This window comes from Erwinia tasmaniensis Et1/99 (assembly GCF_000026185.1).
Taxonomy (GTDB): Bacteria; Pseudomonadota; Gammaproteobacteria; order Enterobacterales; family Enterobacteriaceae; genus Erwinia; species Erwinia tasmaniensis.
This window is the reverse complement of sequence record NC_010694.1, coordinates 2,479,862-2,500,778: the sequence shown is the minus strand read 5'-3', so window position 1 is coordinate 2,500,778 and position 20,917 is coordinate 2,479,862. Positions and strand designations below refer to the sequence as shown.

At 52.6% G+C, this 20,917-nt stretch carries 18 protein-coding genes; 7 read left to right on the top strand and 11 right to left on the bottom strand.

The window, feature by feature from the left end; all coding sequences use genetic code 11:
• Positions 1 to 326 precede the first annotated feature (326 nt).
• From ETA_RS19735 to ETA_RS12180, 3 genes are all read right to left on the bottom strand, one after another.
• A complete protein-coding gene (locus ETA_RS19735) occupies positions 327 to 1,241 on the bottom strand; it encodes a DUF2971 domain-containing protein (RefSeq protein ID WP_157861804.1) in 915 nt (304 codons plus the stop codon).
• A gap of 278 nt (positions 1,242 to 1,519) precedes the next feature.
• Entirely contained in the window at positions 1,520 to 2,041 is a 522-nt protein-coding gene (locus ETA_RS12185) for a 5' nucleotidase, NT5C type (protein ID WP_012441928.1), read from the bottom strand.
• A 99-nt stretch (positions 2,042 to 2,140) separates the two neighbouring features.
• Positions 2,141 to 2,767, bottom strand: coding sequence for a flavin reductase family protein (locus tag ETA_RS12180; RefSeq protein ID WP_012441927.1), 627 nt, complete (start codon positions 2,765 to 2,767; stop codon positions 2,141 to 2,143).
• A 98-nt stretch (positions 2,768 to 2,865) separates the two neighbouring features.
• Here ETA_RS12180 and rlmF point away from each other — a divergent pair, with 98 nt between their 5' ends.
• Positions 2,866 to 3,795 carry a 23S rRNA (adenine(1618)-N(6))-methyltransferase RlmF gene (rlmF, locus tag ETA_RS12175; protein WP_012441926.1) on the top strand — a complete coding sequence of 310 codons (930 nt, stop codon included), beginning with the start codon at positions 2,866 to 2,868 and terminating at the stop codon, positions 3,793 to 3,795.
• A 5-nt stretch (positions 3,796 to 3,800) separates the two neighbouring features.
• Here the strand turns inward: rlmF and ybiO are convergent, their stop codons facing one another.
• The 7 genes from ybiO to rhtA all read right to left on the bottom strand — a co-directional run bounded on the left by ybiO (position 3,801) and on the right by rhtA (position 10,791).
• A complete protein-coding gene (gene ybiO / locus ETA_RS12170; protein WP_012441925.1) occupies positions 3,801 to 6,050 on the bottom strand; it encodes a mechanosensitive channel protein in 2,250 nt (749 codons plus the stop codon).
• A gap of 124 nt (positions 6,051 to 6,174) precedes the next feature.
• Complete coding sequence (glnQ, locus tag ETA_RS12165; RefSeq protein WP_012441924.1) at positions 6,175 to 6,897, bottom strand: glutamine ABC transporter ATP-binding protein GlnQ; 723 nt, start codon at positions 6,895 to 6,897, stop codon at positions 6,175 to 6,177.
• The gene (glnP, locus tag ETA_RS12160; protein ID WP_012441923.1) at positions 6,894 to 7,553 is read right to left on the bottom strand and encodes a glutamine ABC transporter permease GlnP; all 660 of its coding nucleotides are present in this window, start codon (positions 7,551 to 7,553) and stop codon (positions 6,894 to 6,896) included. The genes glnQ and glnP overlap by 4 nt, the downstream gene beginning before the upstream one ends.
• A gap of 101 nt (positions 7,554 to 7,654) precedes the next feature.
• Positions 7,655 to 8,401, bottom strand: a complete 747-nt coding sequence (glnH, locus tag ETA_RS12155; protein ID WP_012441922.1) for a glutamine ABC transporter substrate-binding protein GlnH — start codon at positions 8,399 to 8,401, stop codon at positions 7,655 to 7,657.
• Between the two features lie 290 nt (positions 8,402 to 8,691).
• Positions 8,692 to 8,955 (bottom strand): DksA/TraR family C4-type zinc finger protein, encoded by a 264-nt coding sequence (locus ETA_RS12150; protein ID WP_012441921.1) that lies wholly within the window; start codon positions 8,953 to 8,955, stop codon positions 8,692 to 8,694.
• A gap of 80 nt (positions 8,956 to 9,035) precedes the next feature.
• Entirely contained in the window at positions 9,036 to 9,539 is a 504-nt protein-coding gene (dps, locus tag ETA_RS12145; protein ID WP_012441920.1) for a DNA starvation/stationary phase protection protein Dps, read from the bottom strand.
• 355 nt (positions 9,540 to 9,894) lie between these two features.
• The gene (gene rhtA, locus ETA_RS12140; RefSeq protein WP_012441919.1) at positions 9,895 to 10,791 is read right to left on the bottom strand and encodes a threonine/homoserine exporter RhtA; all 897 of its coding nucleotides are present in this window, start codon (positions 10,789 to 10,791) and stop codon (positions 9,895 to 9,897) included.
• Between the two features lie 364 nt (positions 10,792 to 11,155).
• Here rhtA and ompX point away from each other — a divergent pair, with 364 nt between their 5' ends.
• The 5 genes from ompX to ETA_RS12115 all read left to right on the top strand — a co-directional run bounded on the left by ompX (position 11,156) and on the right by ETA_RS12115 (position 17,308).
• Positions 11,156 to 11,665 (top strand): outer membrane protein OmpX, encoded by a 510-nt coding sequence (ompX, locus tag ETA_RS12135; RefSeq protein WP_012441918.1) that lies wholly within the window; start codon positions 11,156 to 11,158, stop codon positions 11,663 to 11,665.
• A gap of 541 nt (positions 11,666 to 12,206) precedes the next feature.
• Positions 12,207 to 12,659 (top strand): manganese-binding transcriptional regulator MntR, encoded by a 453-nt coding sequence (gene mntR, locus ETA_RS12130; RefSeq protein WP_012441917.1) that lies wholly within the window; start codon positions 12,207 to 12,209, stop codon positions 12,657 to 12,659.
• Between the two features lie 392 nt (positions 12,660 to 13,051).
• Complete coding sequence (locus ETA_RS12125) at positions 13,052 to 14,194, top strand: HlyD family secretion protein (RefSeq protein ID WP_012441916.1); 1,143 nt, start codon at positions 13,052 to 13,054, stop codon at positions 14,192 to 14,194.
• Complete coding sequence (locus ETA_RS12120; RefSeq protein ID WP_012441915.1) at positions 14,191 to 15,759, top strand: DHA2 family efflux MFS transporter permease subunit; 1,569 nt, start codon at positions 14,191 to 14,193, stop codon at positions 15,757 to 15,759. Before ETA_RS12125 ends, ETA_RS12120 begins: the two co-directional genes overlap by 4 nt.
• A gap of 1 nt (position 15,760) precedes the next feature.
• Complete coding sequence (locus tag ETA_RS12115; protein WP_012441914.1) at positions 15,761 to 17,308, top strand: efflux transporter outer membrane subunit; 1,548 nt, start codon at positions 15,761 to 15,763, stop codon at positions 17,306 to 17,308.
• A gap of 81 nt (positions 17,309 to 17,389) precedes the next feature.
• Here the strand turns inward: ETA_RS12115 and ETA_RS12110 are convergent, their stop codons facing one another.
• Positions 17,390 to 18,952, bottom strand: a complete 1,563-nt coding sequence (locus tag ETA_RS12110) for a methyl-accepting chemotaxis protein (RefSeq protein WP_012441913.1) — start codon at positions 18,950 to 18,952, stop codon at positions 17,390 to 17,392.
• Between the two features lie 441 nt (positions 18,953 to 19,393).
• On the opposite strand from ETA_RS12110, the gene ETA_RS12105 reads away from it, so the two are divergent.
• Positions 19,394 to 20,884 (top strand): sugar porter family MFS transporter, encoded by a 1,491-nt coding sequence (locus tag ETA_RS12105; protein ID WP_012441912.1) that lies wholly within the window; start codon positions 19,394 to 19,396, stop codon positions 20,882 to 20,884.
• The last annotated feature ends 33 nt before the right edge of the window (positions 20,885 to 20,917 follow it).

Here is a 20,917-nt window from a genome sequence, read left to right as displayed (position 1 = left end):
TATTCTCTTGTTGTTTTGCTCAGTGCGAACACTGTTCAAAATTTCGAGTTGAGGCACTTTATTGTGCTACACACCTGATGTTGAGCCTGACTCTTATAGTGCATAAGCCAGCTTTCGAGCTGGCTTTTTGCTTTCTATAAATCTATGTTCAATGTAAAGATAGTCAATTAAAAGAATTTGAATTGAGATGAAGATGCAGTGACCTGCTTCCCGTTGAGCGGTAACTCTTCTGAACCGAGGTAACTGGCTTTAGTGGCGCGGTGATACCCAAACCGTCCTTTCAGTGTAGCCGCACCAAGAAGCCTGTGATTTAAATTATATTTCTGCTACTCTTCACTTTTAGTTACATTTGTTTTTACATGGTCAGGATTTATTAATGTAGGGTGTTGAGATATCATAGGGAATCCTAACACATCATCATTAGTCCAACCATGAGCCGAATATGATCTGAAATCCAAGGAAAATCCTTCATTATCGATTTTGGAAACATAAAATAAACAGTCTCTTAATTCTGGATCATCAAATACAATGCTTTTTAATTCTTCTATTTTATTGGAATCCATATTGCAACCTGTAGTTATAGAACGAATATGGGATTTTTTTATTTTAAATAAATGTACGATATTTCCATTACTTAAACATACTTTTTCATCCGCTTGTTCCAAAGGTTTAATGATTCGCCACTCTTTTTCATAAGACCATTTTTCACCCTTAACAAAAAAAGGAAATAGTGCTTCAGATTGTATTTCTTCTTGGGTTATTATTGGTCGCTCTTCGGAGTAGGATACCTTTGAAATGTCAAAATTATCAATGAAATTGCGGTGGAATTCAATAATAAAACCTCTATGTTCATCTGTATAGTGGGACCACATTAATAAATTACGACGTGGGTCTTCTTCACTAAAAATAGCAACTGATGGAATTGAGCACATATCTTTAGAGCTAGAGAGGGAAAGAATCCCATACTTATTGGAAAATTTTGAATACATTGATTTATAATCTTCAATCTTATTAAATCTTTTCCGTGAATATTCGTGATCACTCTTTGTAAATTTATGGCTATTAAAATCATATCCAGATTCTAATAAATGAAGATTATAGGGATCATGTGGTATTATGACAGGGTTAACTTCGAATGGGTCATTCAAATCTTTAGGCGGTGTAAATCTAATATATCCATCTTTTAAGATATCAATTCTATCTTGTTTAACGAATTTCAAAAAACAAAATGGTGTATCCATTATATCAACCATGTATTGTCATTGTCCTAATACTATTCATATAGCCACATACTAACACTTTAAAAATCTAACCTAAAGACCACAGCAGTAAAACCCCACAAACTACATTTGTAGGAAAAAGACACGCCTTAAAAGTATGCCATTAGCATTCCAATTGAATGCAATATAAACAAAGCTGATATTTATCAATTAATTAAAATAAATTCATAGTACTGCAACATCAGGGCCGCCAGCCATAGCGTATCAGGCGCGAGATTTCGCGCCTTTCCATCCGCTGACTACAGCAGCAGGGTGGCAATATCCTGCCAGTTTTCAGCGCGGCGATAGCCGGTCACCTTGCGGTTATGCGGGGCGGAATAGAGAATGCCCTCGCCGCAGAACCCGGCAAAATTAATCGCATTATCATCAATCATATAGTCAGCATTAATGATGCTTTTATCGCCGCAGAAAACGATATTGCCGTGCGGAATAGCCGGGAAGTGGGTGTTTAGCCAGCGGAATTTGGCATTGAACGAGCTCGGCATCAGCATGGCCGCGGTGGTGATAAAAATCTCGTAATGCTCACTCAGCCGGGCGATAACCTGCTGGCTGTCGGCAATCACCGCCAGATCGTCAAAGAAGGTTGGATGGTCCACCAGGGCAAACAGCTCGGCCAGCTGTTCTGGAGAATCCTGATGCAGATCGAACAGGTTCAGTTCTTCCGCGCTAAGCTGCTGGGGAAAATGGCTGTTCCAGGTGTCAACAATTTTAGGATGGAAGTCGGCAATGACTTCATCCATATCAATGGCAATACGCTTCATAATCGCTCCATGATAAACGGTGAAAAAGGACCGATATCATAACAAAAAAAAGGCTGAGAAACGGCAGCGCCGCGGTGACTTTTACGCGTTCCGTCGCCGTTAACGGGCATCCGGCCTGGTCAGATCGAATCGATGTGCTTCGCTGATGGTGTAGTAGGCGCTGGGTCCGCCTGCACGCAGAATAGGTTCAGCTTTTGCCGTCTGATAAACACCGTCCTCCAGCAGCGCCTCATCGATATGAATAAGCACCACCTCACCCAAAACCAGCCAGCTCGGAATGGCCTCACCATCGGCGTTTTTCAGCTGGATGCACTGCGTGAGGCGGCACTCAAAGTTCACCGGACTTTCTGCCACCATGCTGGCAGCGATCAGGCTGGCCGGCTGCGCGGTCAGTCCGGCAAAGGCAAATTCGTCCTCGCCGTGGGGCAGGGGGGCAGAGCTTTCATTCATCGCCACCGCCAGAGGACGGGTAGCAAGATTCCAGACAAACTCACCGGTTTCAACGATATTCTGCACGCTGTCTTTCCAGCCGCTGCTGGCAAAACCAATAATCGGCGGGTCGTAGTTGAAGCAGTTAAAAAAACTGTAAGGTGCCAGGTTGCGCTGGCCGCGGGCATTTTGTGAACTGATCCAGCCGACCGGACGTGGGCCGATAATTGCATTCAGCGGATTGTGCGGCAGGCCGTGGCCCTGTTTGGGTTGAAAGCTATAGCGGCTACGTGTCATAAAACTCCTTCAGGATACGAGGCGGAAAAAAGTCGCCACTGGTTTACCATTATTACCACAGCAGGTATCTTACGCGCCTGCTGATAAGAGGGTCATTTATGAAAACCGCTGCCGAAAAAACCGTGCTGCACCCGCGTAACCGCCATCGCGGTCGCTATGATTTTGCTGCGCTGATTGCCAGCCATCCGCCGCTGGCACCGTTTGTCGCGGTGAATAACTGGGGCAGCGAGTCAATAGACTTTGCCAATCCCGACGCGGTGAAGGCGCTGAATCAGGCGTTGCTGCACCATTTTTACCATATCGCCCACTGGGACATTCCTGAAGGTTTTCTTTGCCCGCCGGTGCCGGGGCGCGCTGACTATATCCACCACCTTGCCGACCTGCTGGCGGAAGATAACCGCCGCGTGGTGCCACGTGAAATCAACGTGCTGGACGTTGGCTGCGGCGCGAATCTGATCTATCCGCTGATCGGTCATAGTGAATATCAGTGGCGCTTTACCGGCAGCGAAGTGAATGAGCGGGCCATGGCCGCAGCCAATGCCATTATCGCCGGTAACCCAGGACTGAATCGCGCTATCCGACTGCGTCGCCAGAAAGACAGCCAGGCGATATTTAGCGGCGTGATCCACAAAAACGAGCTGTACCAGGCCACGCTGTGCAACCCACCGTTTCACGCCTCGGCCGCCGATGCGCATCAGGGCAGCCAGCGTAAACTGCGCAATCTCGGCCTCGATCGTCACTCACCGCTGAATTTTGGCGGTCAGCAGGACGAACTCTGGTGTGAGGGCGGGGAAATCGCGTTTATGCGCCGTATGATTGCAGAGAGCGTCAGTTTTGGCCGTCAGTGCATATGGTTTACCTCACTGGTGTCACGCAAGGAGAACCTGCCGGAACTGTGGCGGGCGCTGGAAGAGGCCGACGTGGCGGCAATGCGCACTATTGATATGGCCCAGGGGCAGAAGCAGAGTCGCTTTATTGCCTGGAGCTTTATGGAACAGCCGCAGCGTGCCCGGCTGCTGGCCAGGTAAGCGCCTTATTTTGGCGCGTTCAGCACCGCAAAGCTGGCCGCGCCTTCAATATCTGCGCCGCTCTGCATGACCTGTACCGTCTGTAGCGGGGTTCTGATCCCCGCTGCGTCGAAGTGCTGTTTGACCATGCTGTCCAGCGCGAAACGTACCGTCCACTGCTTCAGCGGTTGGGTGGTGAAGGAGACGCGTACGGTAAATGACTGATGAGTTAATCCCACCAGCCCGGAAAATGCGGGTTCACCGATCACCATCGATCGAATGTTGTTATCCTCCAGCAGTTCTTTGACCGCCGCCTGTAGGGTGGCATTGACCCGCCCGGTATCTTCACGCCTGTCGACATCATAATTGGCGACGAAAGAGCCGATGCCGCGCACGAAGTTAGCAAAGGTGGTGATCGATGACCAGGGGATAATATGGTAAGCCCCGGTGTCCTGCCGCACGCCGACCGAACGGATCGACATGCGTTCCACCGTCCCGGTTATCGCACCAATAGTCACCAGATCCCCGGTGTTCATGCCGTTTTCAAACTGAATAAACACCCCGGTAATAATATCTTTCACCAGGGTTTGTGAGCCGAATGATACCGCCAGCCCCAGCGCGCCTGCACCCGCCAGCAACGGGGCGATATTAACGCCGATCTCGGAGAGAAGGATCATAATGGTAATACTGCTGATGATCACCGCCAGGGCGTTACGGAACAGGGTCAACAGCGTGCGTGTGCGGGCGCTCGGCATGGGTCGTCCGTGCGAGTCGGAGGCAAGGCGGCTCTCTATCAGGCTGGCAAGTAAGGTCCAGCCCACGGCGGAAAAGAACAGGATCGCCACGATGCGGATCAAAATATCCACCATCTTCTCTCCTGCTCCTTCCGTTAGCCAGTGCCACAGGTCGAACAGATCCCAGGCATTCAGCAGCAGCAGGGTGGCGGAAAAGACGGTCAGTACGCGTGCCAGTTTAAGCATGGCTGAAACCCAGCCATTGACGCGGTTCTGTAGCTCGGGATAGCTGTTGCGCAGTTCCGGGGAGAGAACAATAGTTTTATGGATCCAGCGCGTTAGCACACCGGAAACCAGTGCTGCGCTGCCGATAATCGCCAGTGAAAGTACGCTGGCGGCCATCATAAACTTCAGGCTATTGCCGGGGTTGAATATTGAAAACAGAAACAGGGTGATAAAATAGGCGCAGGCCAGCCAGTGCCAGATCAGTGCAAATGCACGGATAAATAGCGCGAAAAAGGCCAGAGAGCGATCGGCCAGGTGGGTCAGCTCCTGCTGAATATGCTGCTTGTTATGAAAAATCAGGTACAGCGCCCAGATCGTGACCAGCCCCATAATCACCACGTTAACCAGTGCTGCGACCTGCACGTTAACCTGATTGGAGACAATCGGGACAATCACCAGTAGCCCGTAACCGACTAATCCGCTCAACCAGCTTAAACGAGTATTCCAGTAGGCGGCGCGCACGTCCGAGAGGTGGAAAAAACGCAGCTGTGGGTAACGTGCGCAAAATATCATACGCAGGATGCTCTTAAAGAACTCAATCAGAGCAAAGGCGTTGAGCAACAGGCCCTGCTGATAGGCGATAGTGCGGCTGCCGGCGTTCAGATTGTCGCTGAGTATCTGGCCGACAAATAGCGCTAATGCCAGCAGCAGCAGGTCAATGATAAAGGCACCCACAATGGCGGCCGGCAGGTGCAGCCAGTTGCGGCGATCCTGATTCTTCCGGCGGCCCCAGTCTCCCATCCGGCGATAGAGCGGTGACACCGCCCAGCGTAACAGCCAGTAAAAGGCGTAAAGCGCGACTGTCAGCATGGCGAATTGACGCAGTGCCTTAAAAAAAGTTTGCTGATTGAAAGGCTTATGTGGGGCATCGGCGATACTGTCATGCAGATTGTGCAGGCGGGTGGCAAATTGTCCGCCGAAATGGCGGCTGACGTCGGTCACGCTCTGCAAAACGGTTTTATCTTCTTCTTCAGCGGGCGGCGTCAGTATCGGCTCAGTTGAGGTCGTTTGCGCCGCCGCCGTGCGTAGCTGCGCGATCAGCTCCCTGCGCGAGCTGTCATTGTCGAGGATATTGGCAAGGGCGGCCCAGGCAGCTTTTTTCTCGTCCGGACTGGGTTCTGGCTGGCTGCTACTGCCAGACTGCGGCTGCGTGGCGGCGACCGCCGCAGGTAATGTCACGGCCTGGGCCTGTGGCAGCCAGCCAGCGATGGCCGTTAACAACAGCAGTATACGCAGCAGCGAGGTAAGTCCCGGCATCCTCTTCTCCTTTCATGACGTGCAGCAGAAAAGTATAGACCGTCAGAACGGGCTGGCAGCAACAACAGCCATTTTGTTACTCAAAGGAAAGCAGGGGCGGGCATTCGCTCGCCCCTGGAGGGTATTACGAAACGTGCTGTAAAAACTCGCGCAGACGTGCGCTGGGTGGGTTTGTGATTAATTCATCCGGGTTGCCGTCTTCGGCGATACGGCCTTTATCAATAAAGATCAGCCTAGATGCCACTTTCTGCGCGAAGCCGACTTCATGAGTCACGATCACCATCGTCATGCCTTCTTCGGCCAGGTCCTGCATCACCTTTAACACTTCATGACGCAGTTCCGGATCCAGCGCCGAGGTTGGCTCATCGAACAGCATCATCTTGGGTTTTACCGCCAGCGCGCGTGCAATGGCAACGCGCTGCTGCTGCCCACCGGAAAGCTCGGAGGGGAAGTGATCGGCTCGCTCCGCCAGGCCGACTTTACCCAGCAGCTCGCGGGCCAGACGCTGCGCATCCTCTTTTTTAGCGCCGCGCACGCGGATCGGGCCAAACGCCACGTTATCCAGCGCGCTCATTTGCGGAAACAGATGGAACTGCTGGAACACCATACCCGCTTCCTGGCGGATCAGGCGATCGTCAACCTTAGGATCGTTAACCTTTATGCCGTCAACAATCAGTTCACCGCTGGTGATGTCTTCCAGCTTGTTGATACAGCGCAGCAGGGTAGATTTGCCGGAACCCGACGGCCCGATAATCACCACCACTTCACCCTGTTTGATGTTCAGATCGATGTCGTGCAGCACCTGGGTAGCACCAAAGTGCTTGGAAACGTTTTTAAATTCAATCACAGGATTTTCATCCTTCTCTCAAGTCGGCGTAGCACAAAGCTCAGCACCAGGGTAATGATCAGATAGATAACGGCGACGGCGCTCCATATCTCCAGCGCGCGGAAGTTACCGGCAATAATTTCCTGGCCCTGACGGGTCAGTTCTGCCACGCCGATCACGATAAACAGCGACGTATCCTTGATGCTGACAATCCACTGGTTACCCAGCGGTGGCAGCATGCGGCGCAGCGCCAGCGGCATAATGACATAGCGCAGCGTTTCGCGGCCGGAAAGGCCCAGCGCCAGCCCCGCCTCACGGAACCCACGGTTAATCGACAGCACCGCACCACGGGTAATTTCGGCGATATAAGCGCCGGAGTTGATCATAATCGTGACCACCGCCGCGCTGAACGGGTCGATCCTCAAGTCGTTAAACGCCATCGGCAGGGCGAAATAGATAAACATCACCTGCACCACAATCGGCGTACCGCGTATCAGCTCAATAAAAACCAGCGCGATGTTACGTGACAGCCAGCCGCCGTAGGCACGGGCGAAACCGGCCACCAGCCCAATAATGACTCCGCCAACCAGCCCAAGCACGGAGATGAGCAGGGTCATCTTCGCGCCTTCAAGCAGGATGGGAATAGCAGGCCAGATAGCGCTCCAGTCAAACTGCATGTTTATTCTCCGGGTAGAAAACCCTATGTTGCTTATGGGAAAAACGAAGGGGATCGCGTGTGCAAATCCCCTTGCGTTAAATGAATACCAATCACCGTTTTTTATTTAGGTTCGCTGCCAAACCATTTTTTGTACAACGTGTTATAAGTACCGTTTTCACGCAGGGTTTTCAGCGCGCCGTTGACCTTTTCACGCAGATCGTCGCTGCCTTTCGGGAAAGCAATACCGTACTGCTGAGCTTCAATCGAATCACCTACGGCCTTGAACTGGCCTTTACCCGCAGTGTTGATAAAGTAAAGAATGTTTGGCGTATCGTGCAGTACCGCATCGGCGCGGTTGGTGCCCAGCTCCATGTAGGCATTGTCGATATTAGGGAACTGGCGCAGGTCTTTATATTTGATGTGCTGTTTCGCATAGTCAACGGAACCTGTGCCGCTCTTCACCGCAACCACCTTGCCGTTCAGGTCGTCGATCCCTTTTACCGAATCGTTATTGGCCTTAACCATCACCAGCAGGCCGCTTTTGTAGTATCCGTCAGAGAAAGCGATCGCTTTTTTACGCTCATCGGTAATGGTGATACCGGCCAGCGCAAGGTCAATATTTCGCGTTTGCAGCGCGGGAATAATACCGCTGAAATCCATTGGCTTCAGCGTGTATTCCATGTTGAGCTGTTTGGCAATCGCATCCCATAGATCAACGTCGAAGCCGACGTATTTTCCATCCTGTTTGAATTCGAAGGGGACAAACGCGGTGTCGGTAGCAACAACCAGTTTTTTTTCGGCAGCCGTGGAAGAGAGAGAAAATGCCAGCGTCAAAGCGGCAATCGAAACCTTAAAAATTGACTTCATCATCTTATCCTTATCGCTTTTTGGGAAAGGTCTCACCCAATTACATGCCCGCAGCCCTATGAAAGAATCGTGCCAGTTTGATAAATGCGATTAAAAACAGCCGTTTAGCCGTATCTTTCGTCTTAACAACCGGCACGACAGGCGTGTTGCACTTTTTTGGGGTTCCATTATGGTGCACTGCAATCATAATGGTGCATAAGATACTTCGCTAATATCAGGTCAAAAACAACTCGGGTAACGACGGAAATGTTGTTAATGCTACCGGGCGCATGTTTTAAACAGGAATGTGTTTAGCGCAGCTGACTGTCTTTGCTGCCACGACGGTTGTACAGGCTGGCTGACTGGCGGTCGTCATGCAGCTGCTGGCACTGAATACAGTATCTGACTCCCGGCAGTGCTAAACGGCGGGCTTCAGGGATAAGTTCTCCGCACTCCTCACATTCAGTCGCGCTGACGCCCTGATGCAGAGCGCGGCGCGCGCGCAGTACGGCATCATCCACGGTGGAATCAATCTGTTCCTGCACGGCATCATCGCGTGCCCAACCACTGGCCATAAAACCTCCAGATAAAAAAAGGAGCAGGTGGCGTGGCCATCTGCTCCCTGATTAATACGCTGACGAGGCGTCAGACGATATTATTCAATATTGGACTCGATGAACCACAGGAATTTGTCCAGGTCACGCGATGCGGCGGTAAAGATATCGGCCGTGTCTTCATCTTCAACCTCGCCGATAGCTTTGCGCATATCGTTAGCCACAACGCCGTAGCGATCGGCCAGCGCTTTTAAGTGATCCTGTACGCTGTGAATGTTCAGCGGGTAGCTTTTCAGTGGCGTTCTGTCATTGACAACCTGAGCCGTACCCAGCGCGACCCCACCCAGCTGAACAACACGCTCGGCGATGGTATCCTGATGATCGGTGATGGCGGTGCGGAAACCGTCCAGCATCTCATGTACGCCAATAAAGTTGGCGCCACGCATGTTCCAGTGTGCCTGCTTGGTGATCAGCGACAGATCGATAAGTTCAGTAACCAGACGATTAAGCACCTCGATGGTGGCTTTTTTCTCGTCTTCTGCCACGTCGTTACGGGTGTAAATCAGATCAGATGATTTTGTTTTAACCAGTTTAGCGGTACTCATCATTAATATCCTCTTAATGGTCTTGTTGTTCCGAATTGAATACGGGAATAAGTATAGCACCAATTTGAACGCCTGCCGGAAAGGTCGCACCTATTGATGGCATAGCGGCGAGCTGTTGATCTAATAACAAATAAACTCTTCAAATCTTAATAAGGCTAATAATGCGTTTTATTTTCATTCGTATTTTAGCTTTTTGTTTTTACTGTCTTTTTACGCTTATTTTTTATTAATAGAAAAGAATAATCCGTGATCAGCAAATGACTTAATGGATTAAGGTGTCAATCAACCTCAGGCCGGTAATTCCCTTTTTGCCAAAGGAGTGCCTGCGGGATCGGCCTCACGCAGGCGGTAACGCTTATTCGTTGAACTCTTTTATTGGCGTAATTTTCGCTTTTGCTGGTCGCATGGTCAGGGTGGACCCTGCTGATGCCATAATAATGGCCAGCAGCGCCAGCCATTGGACAAGCGTGAGCACCTCGCCGAGGAACAGCATGCCTGAAATCGCCGCCATAGCCGGTTCGAGGCTCATTAGCGTTCCGAAGGTGCGTGCCGGCAGACGAGTCAATGCCATCATCTCCAGCGAATAGGGCAGGGCGCTGGACATAACGGCGATCGCCAGCCCAATAGGAATAAGTGACAGCGTCCAGATACCCGGGTTGGCGTACACCAGCCCGAGCGGAACAAAGACCAGTGCGCCAATCAGCGTTCCTGCTGCCACGGTTGCCGGACCGTGCTGGCTACCTGCACGCTGTCCGGCCAGAATATAGATGGCCCAACACCCCCCGGCGGTTAATGCCAGCAACGCCCCGACAGGATCAACGCTGCTAATATCATGACCCACCGGCAGCAGAAAGAGCAGTCCGGTCACGGCCAACGCGATCCAGATAAAATCCAGCGCTCGCCGCGAACCGACTAAAGCAAGCATCAGCGGGCCGGTAAATTCTAACGCCACCGCAATACCCAGCGGTACGGTGCGGATGGACATATAGAACGCATAGTTCATTCCTCCAAGCGCCAGGCCGTAGATAATTAGCGGCACAATCTGCTGCCGGCTAAAGTGCAGCCGCCAGGGCTTGAAGATGATACAGAGGATCAGGGTTGCCAAACCCAGGCGCAGCGCGGTGATACCTGCCGCGCCAACGGTGGGAAACAGCGTCTTAGCCAACGCGGCTCCTCCCTGAATAGAGGTCATGGCGATGAGTAGCAGCGCAACGGGCTGCCAGACAGTATTTTTAACCTGTAGAGAAGACATCCTGTTTCCAGCCTTTAATGATCCGTAGTGGGGTTAGAACTGGCGTTTAGTGTAATGGATTAAGTGAATAAACTGACCTTGGCAGGTTAAAAAAAGTCCCTTCAGAGGTCAAAATTGATGCGAAAAAGGTAAAAAATTGTCATCTTTTATTAGGATTTATCTCAATGGGGATTTTTTTTTCACTAACGCAATGGCGCTGTTTTTAAGAAAAAAATAAGTAAAAATAATGAGATAAGCCCTATCATTAACTTTCTGTTACACCAAACATTTCGTTGGACAACAAAATCGGGGCAGAGTTTCGGGCCATTTTTTGTTATATTTTGAACGTTGTCAGGAGAGAAGTACTTTCACATTTGAGGTGGTTATGAAAAAAATTGCATGTCTTTCAGCATTAGCTTGCGTACTGGCAGTATCTGCTGGTTCAGCAATGGCACAGAGCACCGTTTCCGGCGGCTACGCGCAGAGCGATTATCAGGGCCAGGCTAACAAAGCTAACGGCTTCAACCTGAAATACCGCTACGAGAACGGCAGCGATCCACTGGGCTGGATCGGTTCTTTCACCTATACAGAGAAAGATCGTACAGATGCTGGTGAATACAAAAAAGGCCAGTACTATGGCGTCACCGGTGGTCCTGCTTTCCGTCTGAATGACTGGGCGAGCATCTACGGTGTTGTAGGTATCGGCTACGGTAAATTCCAGTCAACTGGTGCAGATCGCGCCAAGTCTGACTTCAGCGACGTAGGCTTCTCCTACGGTGCCGGCATGCAGTTCAACCCAATCCAGAACGTCGCTCTGGATGTGGGCTACGAGCAGAGCCGTATCCGCAGCGTTGACGTTGGCACCTGGACTGCTGGCGTAGGTTACAGCTTCTAAGTTGTCAGCCGCAAGTCCGTTTTTCGGACTGACGTTGTAGAAATCCGCCCTTCTGGGCGGATTTTTTTTGCGCATAATCAACGATCCTACGCCAGCGTCTTGCCGCCCGTTTTTGTTTGCAAAAATGAGAAAGGGGATCTGCTGGCTTGGCGTTACAGGTCAGGCAGGTAATAGGGTGCGAAAACCCGGTGCCATTATCCTGCGCTATTTGCGTATAAGAAGGTGGGTTAATGGCAATGCGTTGAACGAAGGGATCAGGAAGCGCGTGCGGCGGGGGCAGGTTTTACCAGCATTTCCAGCAGCATCAGACGCAACGTAAACGGCGAGCGGCAAAATAATTTTAATAGCAGTGGAAGTTTCATCTGATGGCCCTCCGGTCAGTCAGGTTATGAACGAATTATCAACAGGTATAGCATAGGCTATACCGTATAGCCAGAGCTAACATGCAAAATTTTGTGCTTCCCGACGGTTCGTTTACAATGTGCCACCAAGAGACCGATACGGTGGTTAAATGTATTGGTCAATAATAAGAGGAAGCTGAATGAGTCGTCGCGCAAAAGTTGCAGTGTCCGCGCCACTGAAAGATATCGAAGAGCATGTCGAAGGCTTCCGCCAGGTACGTGAAGCGCACCGTCGTGAATTAATCGACGACTATGTTGAGCTGATCTCAGACCTGATCCGTGAATTTGGCGAGGCGCGTCAGGTGGATATGGCCGCTCGTCTTGGCGTCTCGCAGCCAACCGTGGCTAAGATGCTGAAACGTCTTGCCACCGGGGGTTTGGTTGAGCAGGTGCCCTATCGTGGCGTATTCCTGACGCCTGAAGGTGAGAAGCTCGCCAACGAAAGCCGTGAGCGCCATCATATCGTCGAGTCGTTTCTTCTTGCGCTCGGTATCAGCCCGGATACTGCCCGTCGAGACGCAGAAGGCATTGAACACCATGTGAGTGATGAAACGCTGGCCATTTTTCGCAAATTTAGCGAAAGTCAGCAATAACCGTCACACGACCTTTACCAGCCGCATGGCCTGAAGCGCCCGGTGAATGTTTCCTGACGCCAAACGGCTACCTGCTTCACACTAATGATGTGGCGCTTATTACCGTCGTGCCACTCACATTCTCTCTGCTTCAGAAAGAGTCGCTTGCGCCAGCCCGCCTGATTATCTTTGATATACCGGCGATTAATGCCGGTCTGCCGTTAAATCGCCATGGCTAAACCCAAAATATCCTGCCGTGGCACATTGGCCGTTGCGGTTCTGGTGCCTGTAATCGCTGGATGTGGCATCAGATAAATCTTTTTTGTCAGGAACTCCTGGTATTTGTCAATTTTGCTCCTATGGTTATACCACGCTGAATAATTGCGTCCCCGTTTTGGCGACGCCCTGCATCGATGGATACTATGGCTAAGCAAACCTCCTCTGCACCCGACGATCGATCCCTGCCACAAACTGAATCATCCCCGACAGAAGATGGTCAGGAAGATGAAAAAAGCCGTTCGCGACCGGGTAAAAAACCGCTCATTATTCTGGGCATTGTCATCGTTGTCATGCTAGCGGTTGCGCTGGTGTTCTGGTTAATGAACCGCAATAGTGAAACCACCGATGATGCCTTTACCGAAGCGGATGCGGTGACCATCGCGCCGAAAGTATCGGGCTATATTACGCAGCTGAAGGTGAAAGATAATCAGCGGGTGAAGAAAGGGGATCTGCTGGTGGTGATTGACCTGCGCGATGCCAGCGCAGAGCGCGATCGGGCACAGGCGCAGCTTGGCATTGCCGTGGCGCAGTTACATCAGGCCCAGGCGCAGCTGGCGCTGGCACGGGTTCAGTATCCGGCGCAGAAGGAGCAGGCGCTGGCGCAGCTGGCACGGGCCGAAGCCAACTACCTCAACGCGCGGGAAGATGATAAACGTCAGCGCGGCGTCGATCCGCGTGCCACCTCGCAGCGTAATATCGATGCGGCCAGTGCCCAGCTACGCAGTGCGAAAGCGGAGCTGAAAAATGCGCAGGCTCAGGTTGCCGTCGCCTCACAGGTCGCTTTACAGATCCGGCAGCAGGAAACCAGCGTCGAAGCGCGTCAGAGTCAGGTCGATCAGGCTCAGGCCCAGCTCAATACTGCCAGTCTCAACCTTTCTTACACCGAGGTGCGCGCGCCTTACGATGGTTTTATCACCAAACGCAATGTGCAGGTGGGAACGCTGGTGCAGGCGGGATCTTCGCTGTTTTCTCTGGTATCAGCGGATATGTGGATCGTGGCGAACTTTAAAGAATCCCAGCTGGCGCGCATGAAACCGGGTAGCAAAGTGGATATCAGCGTCGATGCCTGGCCCGATCTGAAGCTGAAAGGGCATGTCGACAGCATACAGATGGGCAGCGGCTCGCGCTTCTCTGCTTTCCCGACTGAAAATGCTACCGGAAACTACGTGAAAATCGTCCAGCGTGTTCCGGTAAAAATCGTTATTGATAGCGGCCTGGACGCCAATCATCCCCTGCCGATTGGTCTGTCGGTTGAACCGAAGGTGACGCTGGAATGAGTTCCGGCCAGAGCTGGAAGCCAGCCAGTAATCCCTGGCTGGTGGCGATGACGGTGACGCTGGCGGTGTTTATGGAGATCCTCGACACCACGATTGTCAACGTTGCTCTGCCGCACGTGGCGGGGTCGCTATCAGCCAGTTACGACGAATCCACCTGGGTTTTGACCTCTTATCTGGTGGCGAACGGCATCGTTTTACCTATCTCCGCCTTTCTTAGCCGCCTGCTGGGCCGCAAACAGTTTTTTCTGATCTGCATCGTGATGTTTACCGTCTGTTCCTTCCTGTGTGGTATAGCCACCGAACTGTGGCAGATCATTCTGTTTCGCGTGCTACAGGGCTTTTTCGGCGGAGGTTTACAGCCGGTCCAGCAGTCGGTGCTGCTGGACTATTTTAAACCCGCCGATCGCGGTAAGGCCTTTGGCCTTTCGTCCATTGCGGTGATCGTCGCCCCCGTGCTTGGCCCAACGCTGGGTGGCTGGATCACCGATAACTACAGCTGGCGCTGGGTATTCTTTATCAACATTCCGGTAGGTATTCTCAGCGTGCTGGCTATTTATCAGCTGCTGGAAGATCCGCCGTGGGAGCGCAAATGGGCGAAGGGTAAGCTCAGCATCGACTATATTGGCATCGGGCTGATCACCCTCGGTCTTGGCTGCCTCCAGGTGATGATGGATCGCGGCGAAGACGCTGACTGGTTCCAGTCCAGCTTTATTGTCACTTTCGCCCTGCTGGCGCTGACCGGCATTGTCGGGGCTATCTATTGGCTGATGTATGCCAAAAGGCCGGTGGTGGATCTGCATGTGCTGAAGGACCGTAACTTTGCGGTGGCCTGCCTGCTGATGGCGGGGATGGCGGCCATTCTTTACGGCAGTTCGGTGGTTATTCCGCAGCTGGCACAGCAGGATCTCGGATACACCGCGACCCTGTCCGGCCTGGTGTTATCGCCGGGAGCGGTGCTGATCGTCCTTTCTATCCCGCTGGTACTGAAGCTGATGCCGCTGGTGCAAACGCGCCTGCTGATTGCCTTTGGTTTTCTGCTGCTGGGCGTGTCGTTTATCTACTCCTCAACCCTGACGCCGAATATTGATTTCACCACCCTGGTGCTGATGCGCAGCTTCCAGACTATCGGTCTGGGTTTCCTGTTTGTCCCGCTGACCACCATTGCCTTTGTCACGATCCCGCAGCGGCTGAATGCCGATGCATCGGCGTTGTTTACCATGTTCCGCAATGTTGCCGGATCGATCGGTATTTCGCTCTCTACCGCGATGATCACCGAGCGCTCACAGGCACGTAGCGCGCAGTTGGCAGACAGCATGACTCCGCTTAACGAGCCCTTTAATTTGGCGCTGGGGCGTTGGACGCAGGGCGTCAGGGACTTTGTGCATAGCGCTGGCGACCCGCTCACCGTTGCCACCGGGCAGCTGTATAAACAGATGATCGTACAGGCACGTTTTCTTGCCTATATTGACGTATTTATGGGCCTCAGCATTGTCGCCCTGATCCTTATTCCATTTTGCTTACTGCTGGCTCCGATTAAGAGCGAGGGCAGTGCGGGAGCACACTGACATGAAGGTTCCTTGTTATTTTTGTTTTCCGGGAAACGGCGTGCTGATAGCGGCAGCGCTGTCGCTTGGCGGCTGTGCGCTGGGGCCGGATTATCAGCCCCACGCGGCCAATACGCCGGCCGCTTTTCACGGCGAGCAGATGCCGGGGGGAGGAAAGACGTTGGCATCAGCACCACGTGCCGACTGGTGGAAAGCGTTTAACGACCCGCAGCTGGATAGTCTGATAGAGCGGGCGGTACGGGGCAATCTGTCCCTGCAACAGGCGGTGCTGCGCATTGCTGGGGCACGCCAGCAGTTAAACCAGGTGCGCGGGGGATGGGCACCTTCGGTAAGTGGCAATGCGCGTTTTACGCGCCAGCAGCTGGGAGTCAAAGGTGAGCTGGAGTCGCAAGGGATCGACCAGCGGCTCAATGGGATAGACAACGCAGACGGCGTGCGCCCGGCGCTGGACAGCCTGGAGAAACCGATTGGCCTCTACCAGGGCAGTTTCGATGCGTCATGGGAACTGGACCTGTGGGGCAAGGTGCGTCGCCAGGTTGAGATGGCGGATGCCCGGCAGCAGCAGTCGGTGGAGGAGCGCAACGATGCGCTGGTATCGCTGGAAGCCGAGGTGGCGCGCGTTTACCTGCAGTTGCGCGGCGCGCAGGCCATTACCCGCACGGTAGAAACGCAAATTGACGTGGCGCAGCAGACGCTGGATCTGACGCAAAGCCAGCAGCGTAATGGGCTGGCACCGCAGACCAACGTAGAAAATGCGCGTGCGCAGCTAAACTCGCTGCGTGCACAGCTGCCGCAGTACCAGGCGCAAATCCACCTGGCGATGAACGGGCTGGCGGTATTAACCGGCAGGGTGCCCGGCGCGCTGGATGCTGAACTGACGCCGCGTAAGGCGCTGCCGCTGTTACCACCGACGCTACGGGTTGGCGTGCCTTCCGAACTGGCACGCCGCCGTCCTGATGTACGCGCCGCCGAAGCCAGCCTGCATGCCGCCACGGCCAATATCGGCGTTTCGGTAGCGCAGCTGTTCCCCAGCCTGTCGCTTAGCGGACAGTTTGGCATGCGTAACAGCGACGCCAGCTATCTGGATAACTGGAGCAGCCATTTTTACAGCTTCGGGCCGTCGGTAACCCTGCCGATCTTCCAGGGGGGCAGGCTGGTTTCCAGCGTAAAACTGGCGCGTGCGCAGCAGGCCAGCGCGGCGCTGCAATATCGGCAAACGGTGCTTACGGCGCTTCAGGATGTTGAAAATGCGTTGGTAAGCTATCGCAGCGATCTACAGCAGGTCACCGGCCTGGATGAGAGCGTACAGGCGCTGCAAAACGCCTTTCATCTTGCCAGTGATAGCTATCGTCAGGGGCTGTCATCGTTTATTGACGCGCTGGACGCGCAGCGCCAGCTGGCGCAGGTGCAGCAGCAGGCGGAGCAGGCGCGGCTACAAAGTCGTTTGGATCTGGTGGCGCTGTATAAGGCGCTCGGCGGCGGGTGGGAAAGCTGGCAAAACGTGAAGCTGCCGGATTATCCGATATTCGGTGCGGCCCAGCAGCCTTAAGGAATATGGCGTAACGCGCACGCACGGCCAGTCATCAGGCCGTGCGTAACTCATCAGTTAGAAGATCGGGGGCGCAACGGCTTAGCGCGCCTGCTCCAGATTGAATAATTTAACCGTATCGTACAGATGTGAAACCTGCTCTTTTAACGAGTTACAGGATGAAGAGGATTGCTGAACCAGGCTGTAGTTCAGCTGGGTAAGCTTATCAAGCTCGTTGACGGCGATACCGACCTGCGTAATCCCGGTCTTCTGCTCTTGTGACGCTACGGATATCTCGTTAATGATATCTCTGAGGTTTTTAGCCGAATCAACAACTTCAGTGATGGTGTTTGTTGCCGTTACGGCCAGCGTTGAGCTCTTTTCAACGCGCCCGGAAGACTCTTTGATCAGACCTTCCACATCTTTTGCCGCGTCGGAACAGCGTTGAGCCAGGTTTCTGACCTCTCCGGCCACCACGGCAAATCCTCTGCCGCTTTCACCCGCGCGTGCGGCTTCCACTGCGGCATTCAGGGCTAATATATTCGTCTGGAAGGCAATGCTTTTTATCAGATTTGTCACGTCGGAAATTTTGTTTGAACTCTCTTCTATATCGGCGATGGTATCGCGCACATCAATAACCACCTTGCCGCCACCTTCAGCCGTTTCTGCTGCAAGTGAAGCCACGCTGGCCGCCTGATTCGCATTTTCTGAGTTTCTGGCAACGGTTTGCGTGATTTGCTCCATACTGGCCGCGGTTTCCTCCAGCGAAGCCGCCTGTTGTTCAGTGCGCGAAGACAGGTCGTTATTGCCATCCACCAGCAGGCTAATTTCAGCCAGTATCACTTCTGAACCGGTACGCACACTTTTCACCGTGGCATACAGCGACTGCTGCATTTCCATCAATCCAATGGCAAGTCGGTTCATTTCGGTTTTAGAAGAGGCGTTGGTATCAATTTTACCGCTAAGATCGCCAGACTTAATTGAATCAATAAAGCGCAGTGCTTTATTTAAGGGGGTTATCAACGTGGTGCGCAATGCATTCCAGCAAATAAATACCATTAATATCATCAGCAGTCCGAGGCAGGAAAGAATGACGATCATGGAATCAAATACGCGCTGATTTTCGGCGTAGGTTTTGCTGGAAATGTCATTGGCAGCCGAACGCCAGGCATCATATGAATGAAGCATTTGCTGAAAAGAAGACTCAAGATTGTAAGATAATATCTGCTCTAGATCCTTCCCCTTAGCGACAGTGATAATTTGCTGTAATTGCTGGTGAAAATCATCAAAAGACTTATCAAGATCGGTTGAAAGCTGGCTGTCCAGTCCTTCAATCTCTCCCGCATTTTTAAACAGCGCATACCATTTTTGCGTTTTTTCCAGCTCTTCATCTGCTGCATTAATCGTGGCGATGGCCTTTTCACTATTGGGACCACCCTCCTGCAACCAGATCACCGTTCTGTTGATATTGCTCCGCACGCCATTCATGGCGAACCAGGTGTTAGTCAGTAGTGCGACTTTTTTATTGGACTCGGTAATGGTCGACAAGCTGTTTTTATTGCTGTTGCTGGTGTAAAGATAAAATCCTCCGGTTATACATTGCAGCAGGACAAAAACGACAATAATGCCTGATACCAGGGTCGACGTTCTGACTTTTTTTAGCATGGGGTTTCCAGTGGTAGGGAGGAGCTATGTTAAATAGTTATCGTCAACATCAGCGAAAAACTTTAGGCAAGATCGAAACGATAAATCTCCCACGTTACCCGTCACGCTCTGCAAAGTGTGCCACCCGCCGAAGCCCTCTTGCTTCACGGCACGCAATAGTGACTATGTATTTTTATTTCATTTTAATAAGAAATGGAAAAAAAAGACGGTGGTGGCGTGCAATATCATTCATCAGGAAGCTGAATTCAACGTTATTGCGGCCATGATCACAGTTTGGGTGAGAAAATGAGATCCATGACGCAGAAATTTAGTTTCATTGTTAATAAAAATGAATTAAATGGTTTAAGTTGAAGGTGGCGTGTGGTCATTGTTAATGCCAAAGAATGCGTAACTGGTCTTTATCCTTACTAACCAGGCTGATCAAGAGGTCAAGGTAGCACCATGACAAAAGAACAATATATTACCCTTAACCGGGCATCAGGGCCGAACAGCAGCACGAAAACGGAACCCTTTGTAAAGGTGATCGCGGCTGTTGCCACGCTCGGCGGCTTACTGTTTGGTTATGATACTGGCGTTATCTCCGGCGCACTGCTGTTTATGGGCGATGAGCTTCATCTCACGCCTTTCACCACCGGACTGGTGACCAGTTCACTGCTGTTCGGCGCCGCCTTTGGCGCATTGTTTTCAGGGCTCTTTGCCAATGCGGCCGGACGTCAGAAAATCATTATTATCCTGGCGATGGTTTTTGCTATCGGAGCCATCGGCACGGCTCTGGCGCCAAACGTTGAGTGGATGATTTTCTTCCGTCTGATCCTCGGCGTTGCGGTCGGCGGCGCGTCGGCCACCGTGCCGGTGTATATCGCCGAAATAGCACCGGCTAATAGACGCGGTCAGCTGGTAACGTTGCAGGAGCTGATGATCGTCAGCGGCCAGCTGCTGGCCTATATCTCTAATGCCGGATTTAATGCGGCCTGGGGCGGCGGCGAAACCTGGCGCTGGATGCTGGCGTTGGCCACCGTCCCGGCGGTGCTGCTGTGGTTCGGAATGATGTTTATGCCGGATACCCCGGGCTGGTACGCGATGCAGGGCAGGCTGGCACAAGCCAGGCGGGTGCTTGAACGTACCCGCGCGCGGGAAGACGTTGACTGGGAAATGGAAGAGATTGAGGAGACGCTGGCAGAAGAAAAGGATCGCGGAAAAGTGGGCCTGCGCGATCTGGCAAAGCCGTGGCTGCTGAAGCTGTTCTTTATTGGTGTGGGTATCGCGGTTATCCAGCAAACCTCCGGTGTCAACACCATCATGTATTATGCGCCGACCATGCTGAAGGCCGTGGGCATGAGCACCAACGCGGCGCTGTTTGCCACTATTGCCAACGGCGTGGTGTCGGTACTGATGGCGTGCGTGGGCATCTGGCTATTGGGCAAAATTGGGCGGCGCACCATGACGCTGGTTGGCCAGTTTGGCTGTACCTTTAGCCTGCTGTTTATCGCAGCGGTCAGTTTCTTTATGCCGGAAACCGTACATGGCGAGGTGGATGCACTGCGCGGCTATCTGGTGCTGTTCGGCATGCTGATGTTCCTTAGCTTCCAGCAGGCTTTTCTCTCGCCGGCCACCTGGCTGCTGCTGTCGGAGATCTTTCCGACGCGTCTGCGCGGCGTCTTTATGGGCAGTGCGATTTTCGCGATGTGGATTGCCAACTTTATGATTTCACTGGCATTCCCGATGCTGTTAGCCAGCGTAGGTTTGTCTGGCACGTTCTTAAGCTTCGCGCTGATCGGCATCCTGTCGGGTGCTTTTGTTATCAGGTGCGTGCCGGAAACGCGCAACCGTAGCCTTGAGCAGATCGAACACTTCCTGCATGACTGGCTCAGTGACGATAGTGAAGAGCGGCGGTCTCCGGCGGCGGCAAAACGCCAGGCGGCCAGTCATTAAGCCATTCGGCCGGGGATCTCCCCGGCCAGGCAG

What these genes read in the sequence shown, in the direction of transcription:
- ETA_RS12125 (WP_012441916.1), top strand. Translation starts at nt 13,052, where the DNA reads ATGGATACTATGGCTAAGCAAACCTCCTCTGCACCCGACGATCGATCC.
- ETA_RS12110 (WP_012441913.1), bottom strand. Translation starts at nt 18,952, where the DNA reads ATGCTAAAAAAAGTCAGAACGTCGACCCTGGTATCAGGCATTATTGTC.
- glnH (WP_012441922.1), bottom strand. Translation starts at nt 8,401, where the DNA reads ATGAAGTCAATTTTTAAGGTTTCGATTGCCGCTTTGACGCTGGCATTT.
- mntR (WP_012441917.1), top strand. Translation starts at nt 12,207, where the DNA reads ATGAGTCGTCGCGCAAAAGTTGCAGTGTCCGCGCCACTGAAAGATATC.
- ompX (WP_012441918.1), top strand. Translation starts at nt 11,156, where the DNA reads ATGAAAAAAATTGCATGTCTTTCAGCATTAGCTTGCGTACTGGCAGTA.
- ybiO (WP_012441925.1), bottom strand. Translation starts at nt 6,050, where the DNA reads ATGCCGGGACTTACCTCGCTGCTGCGTATACTGCTGTTGTTAACGGCC.
- ETA_RS12180 (WP_012441927.1), bottom strand. Translation starts at nt 2,767, where the DNA reads ATGACACGTAGCCGCTATAGCTTTCAACCCAAACAGGGCCACGGCCTG.
- ETA_RS12185 (WP_012441928.1), bottom strand. Translation starts at nt 2,041, where the DNA reads ATGAAGCGTATTGCCATTGATATGGATGAAGTCATTGCCGACTTCCAT.
- rlmF (WP_012441926.1), top strand. Translation starts at nt 2,866, where the DNA reads ATGAAAACCGCTGCCGAAAAAACCGTGCTGCACCCGCGTAACCGCCAT.
- ETA_RS12115 (WP_012441914.1), top strand. Translation starts at nt 15,761, where the DNA reads ATGAAGGTTCCTTGTTATTTTTGTTTTCCGGGAAACGGCGTGCTGATA.
- ETA_RS12150 (WP_012441921.1), bottom strand. Translation starts at nt 8,955, where the DNA reads ATGGCCAGTGGTTGGGCACGCGATGATGCCGTGCAGGAACAGATTGAT.
- ETA_RS12120 (WP_012441915.1), top strand. Translation starts at nt 14,191, where the DNA reads ATGAGTTCCGGCCAGAGCTGGAAGCCAGCCAGTAATCCCTGGCTGGTG.
- dps (WP_012441920.1), bottom strand. Translation starts at nt 9,539, where the DNA reads ATGAGTACCGCTAAACTGGTTAAAACAAAATCATCTGATCTGATTTAC.
- rhtA (WP_012441919.1), bottom strand. Translation starts at nt 10,791, where the DNA reads ATGTCTTCTCTACAGGTTAAAAATACTGTCTGGCAGCCCGTTGCGCTG.
- ETA_RS19735 (WP_157861804.1), bottom strand. Translation starts at nt 1,241, where the DNA reads ATGGATACACCATTTTGTTTTTTGAAATTCGTTAAACAAGATAGAATT.
- ETA_RS12105 (WP_012441912.1), top strand. Translation starts at nt 19,394, where the DNA reads ATGACAAAAGAACAATATATTACCCTTAACCGGGCATCAGGGCCGAAC.
- glnP (WP_012441923.1), bottom strand. Translation starts at nt 7,553, where the DNA reads ATGCAGTTTGACTGGAGCGCTATCTGGCCTGCTATTCCCATCCTGCTT.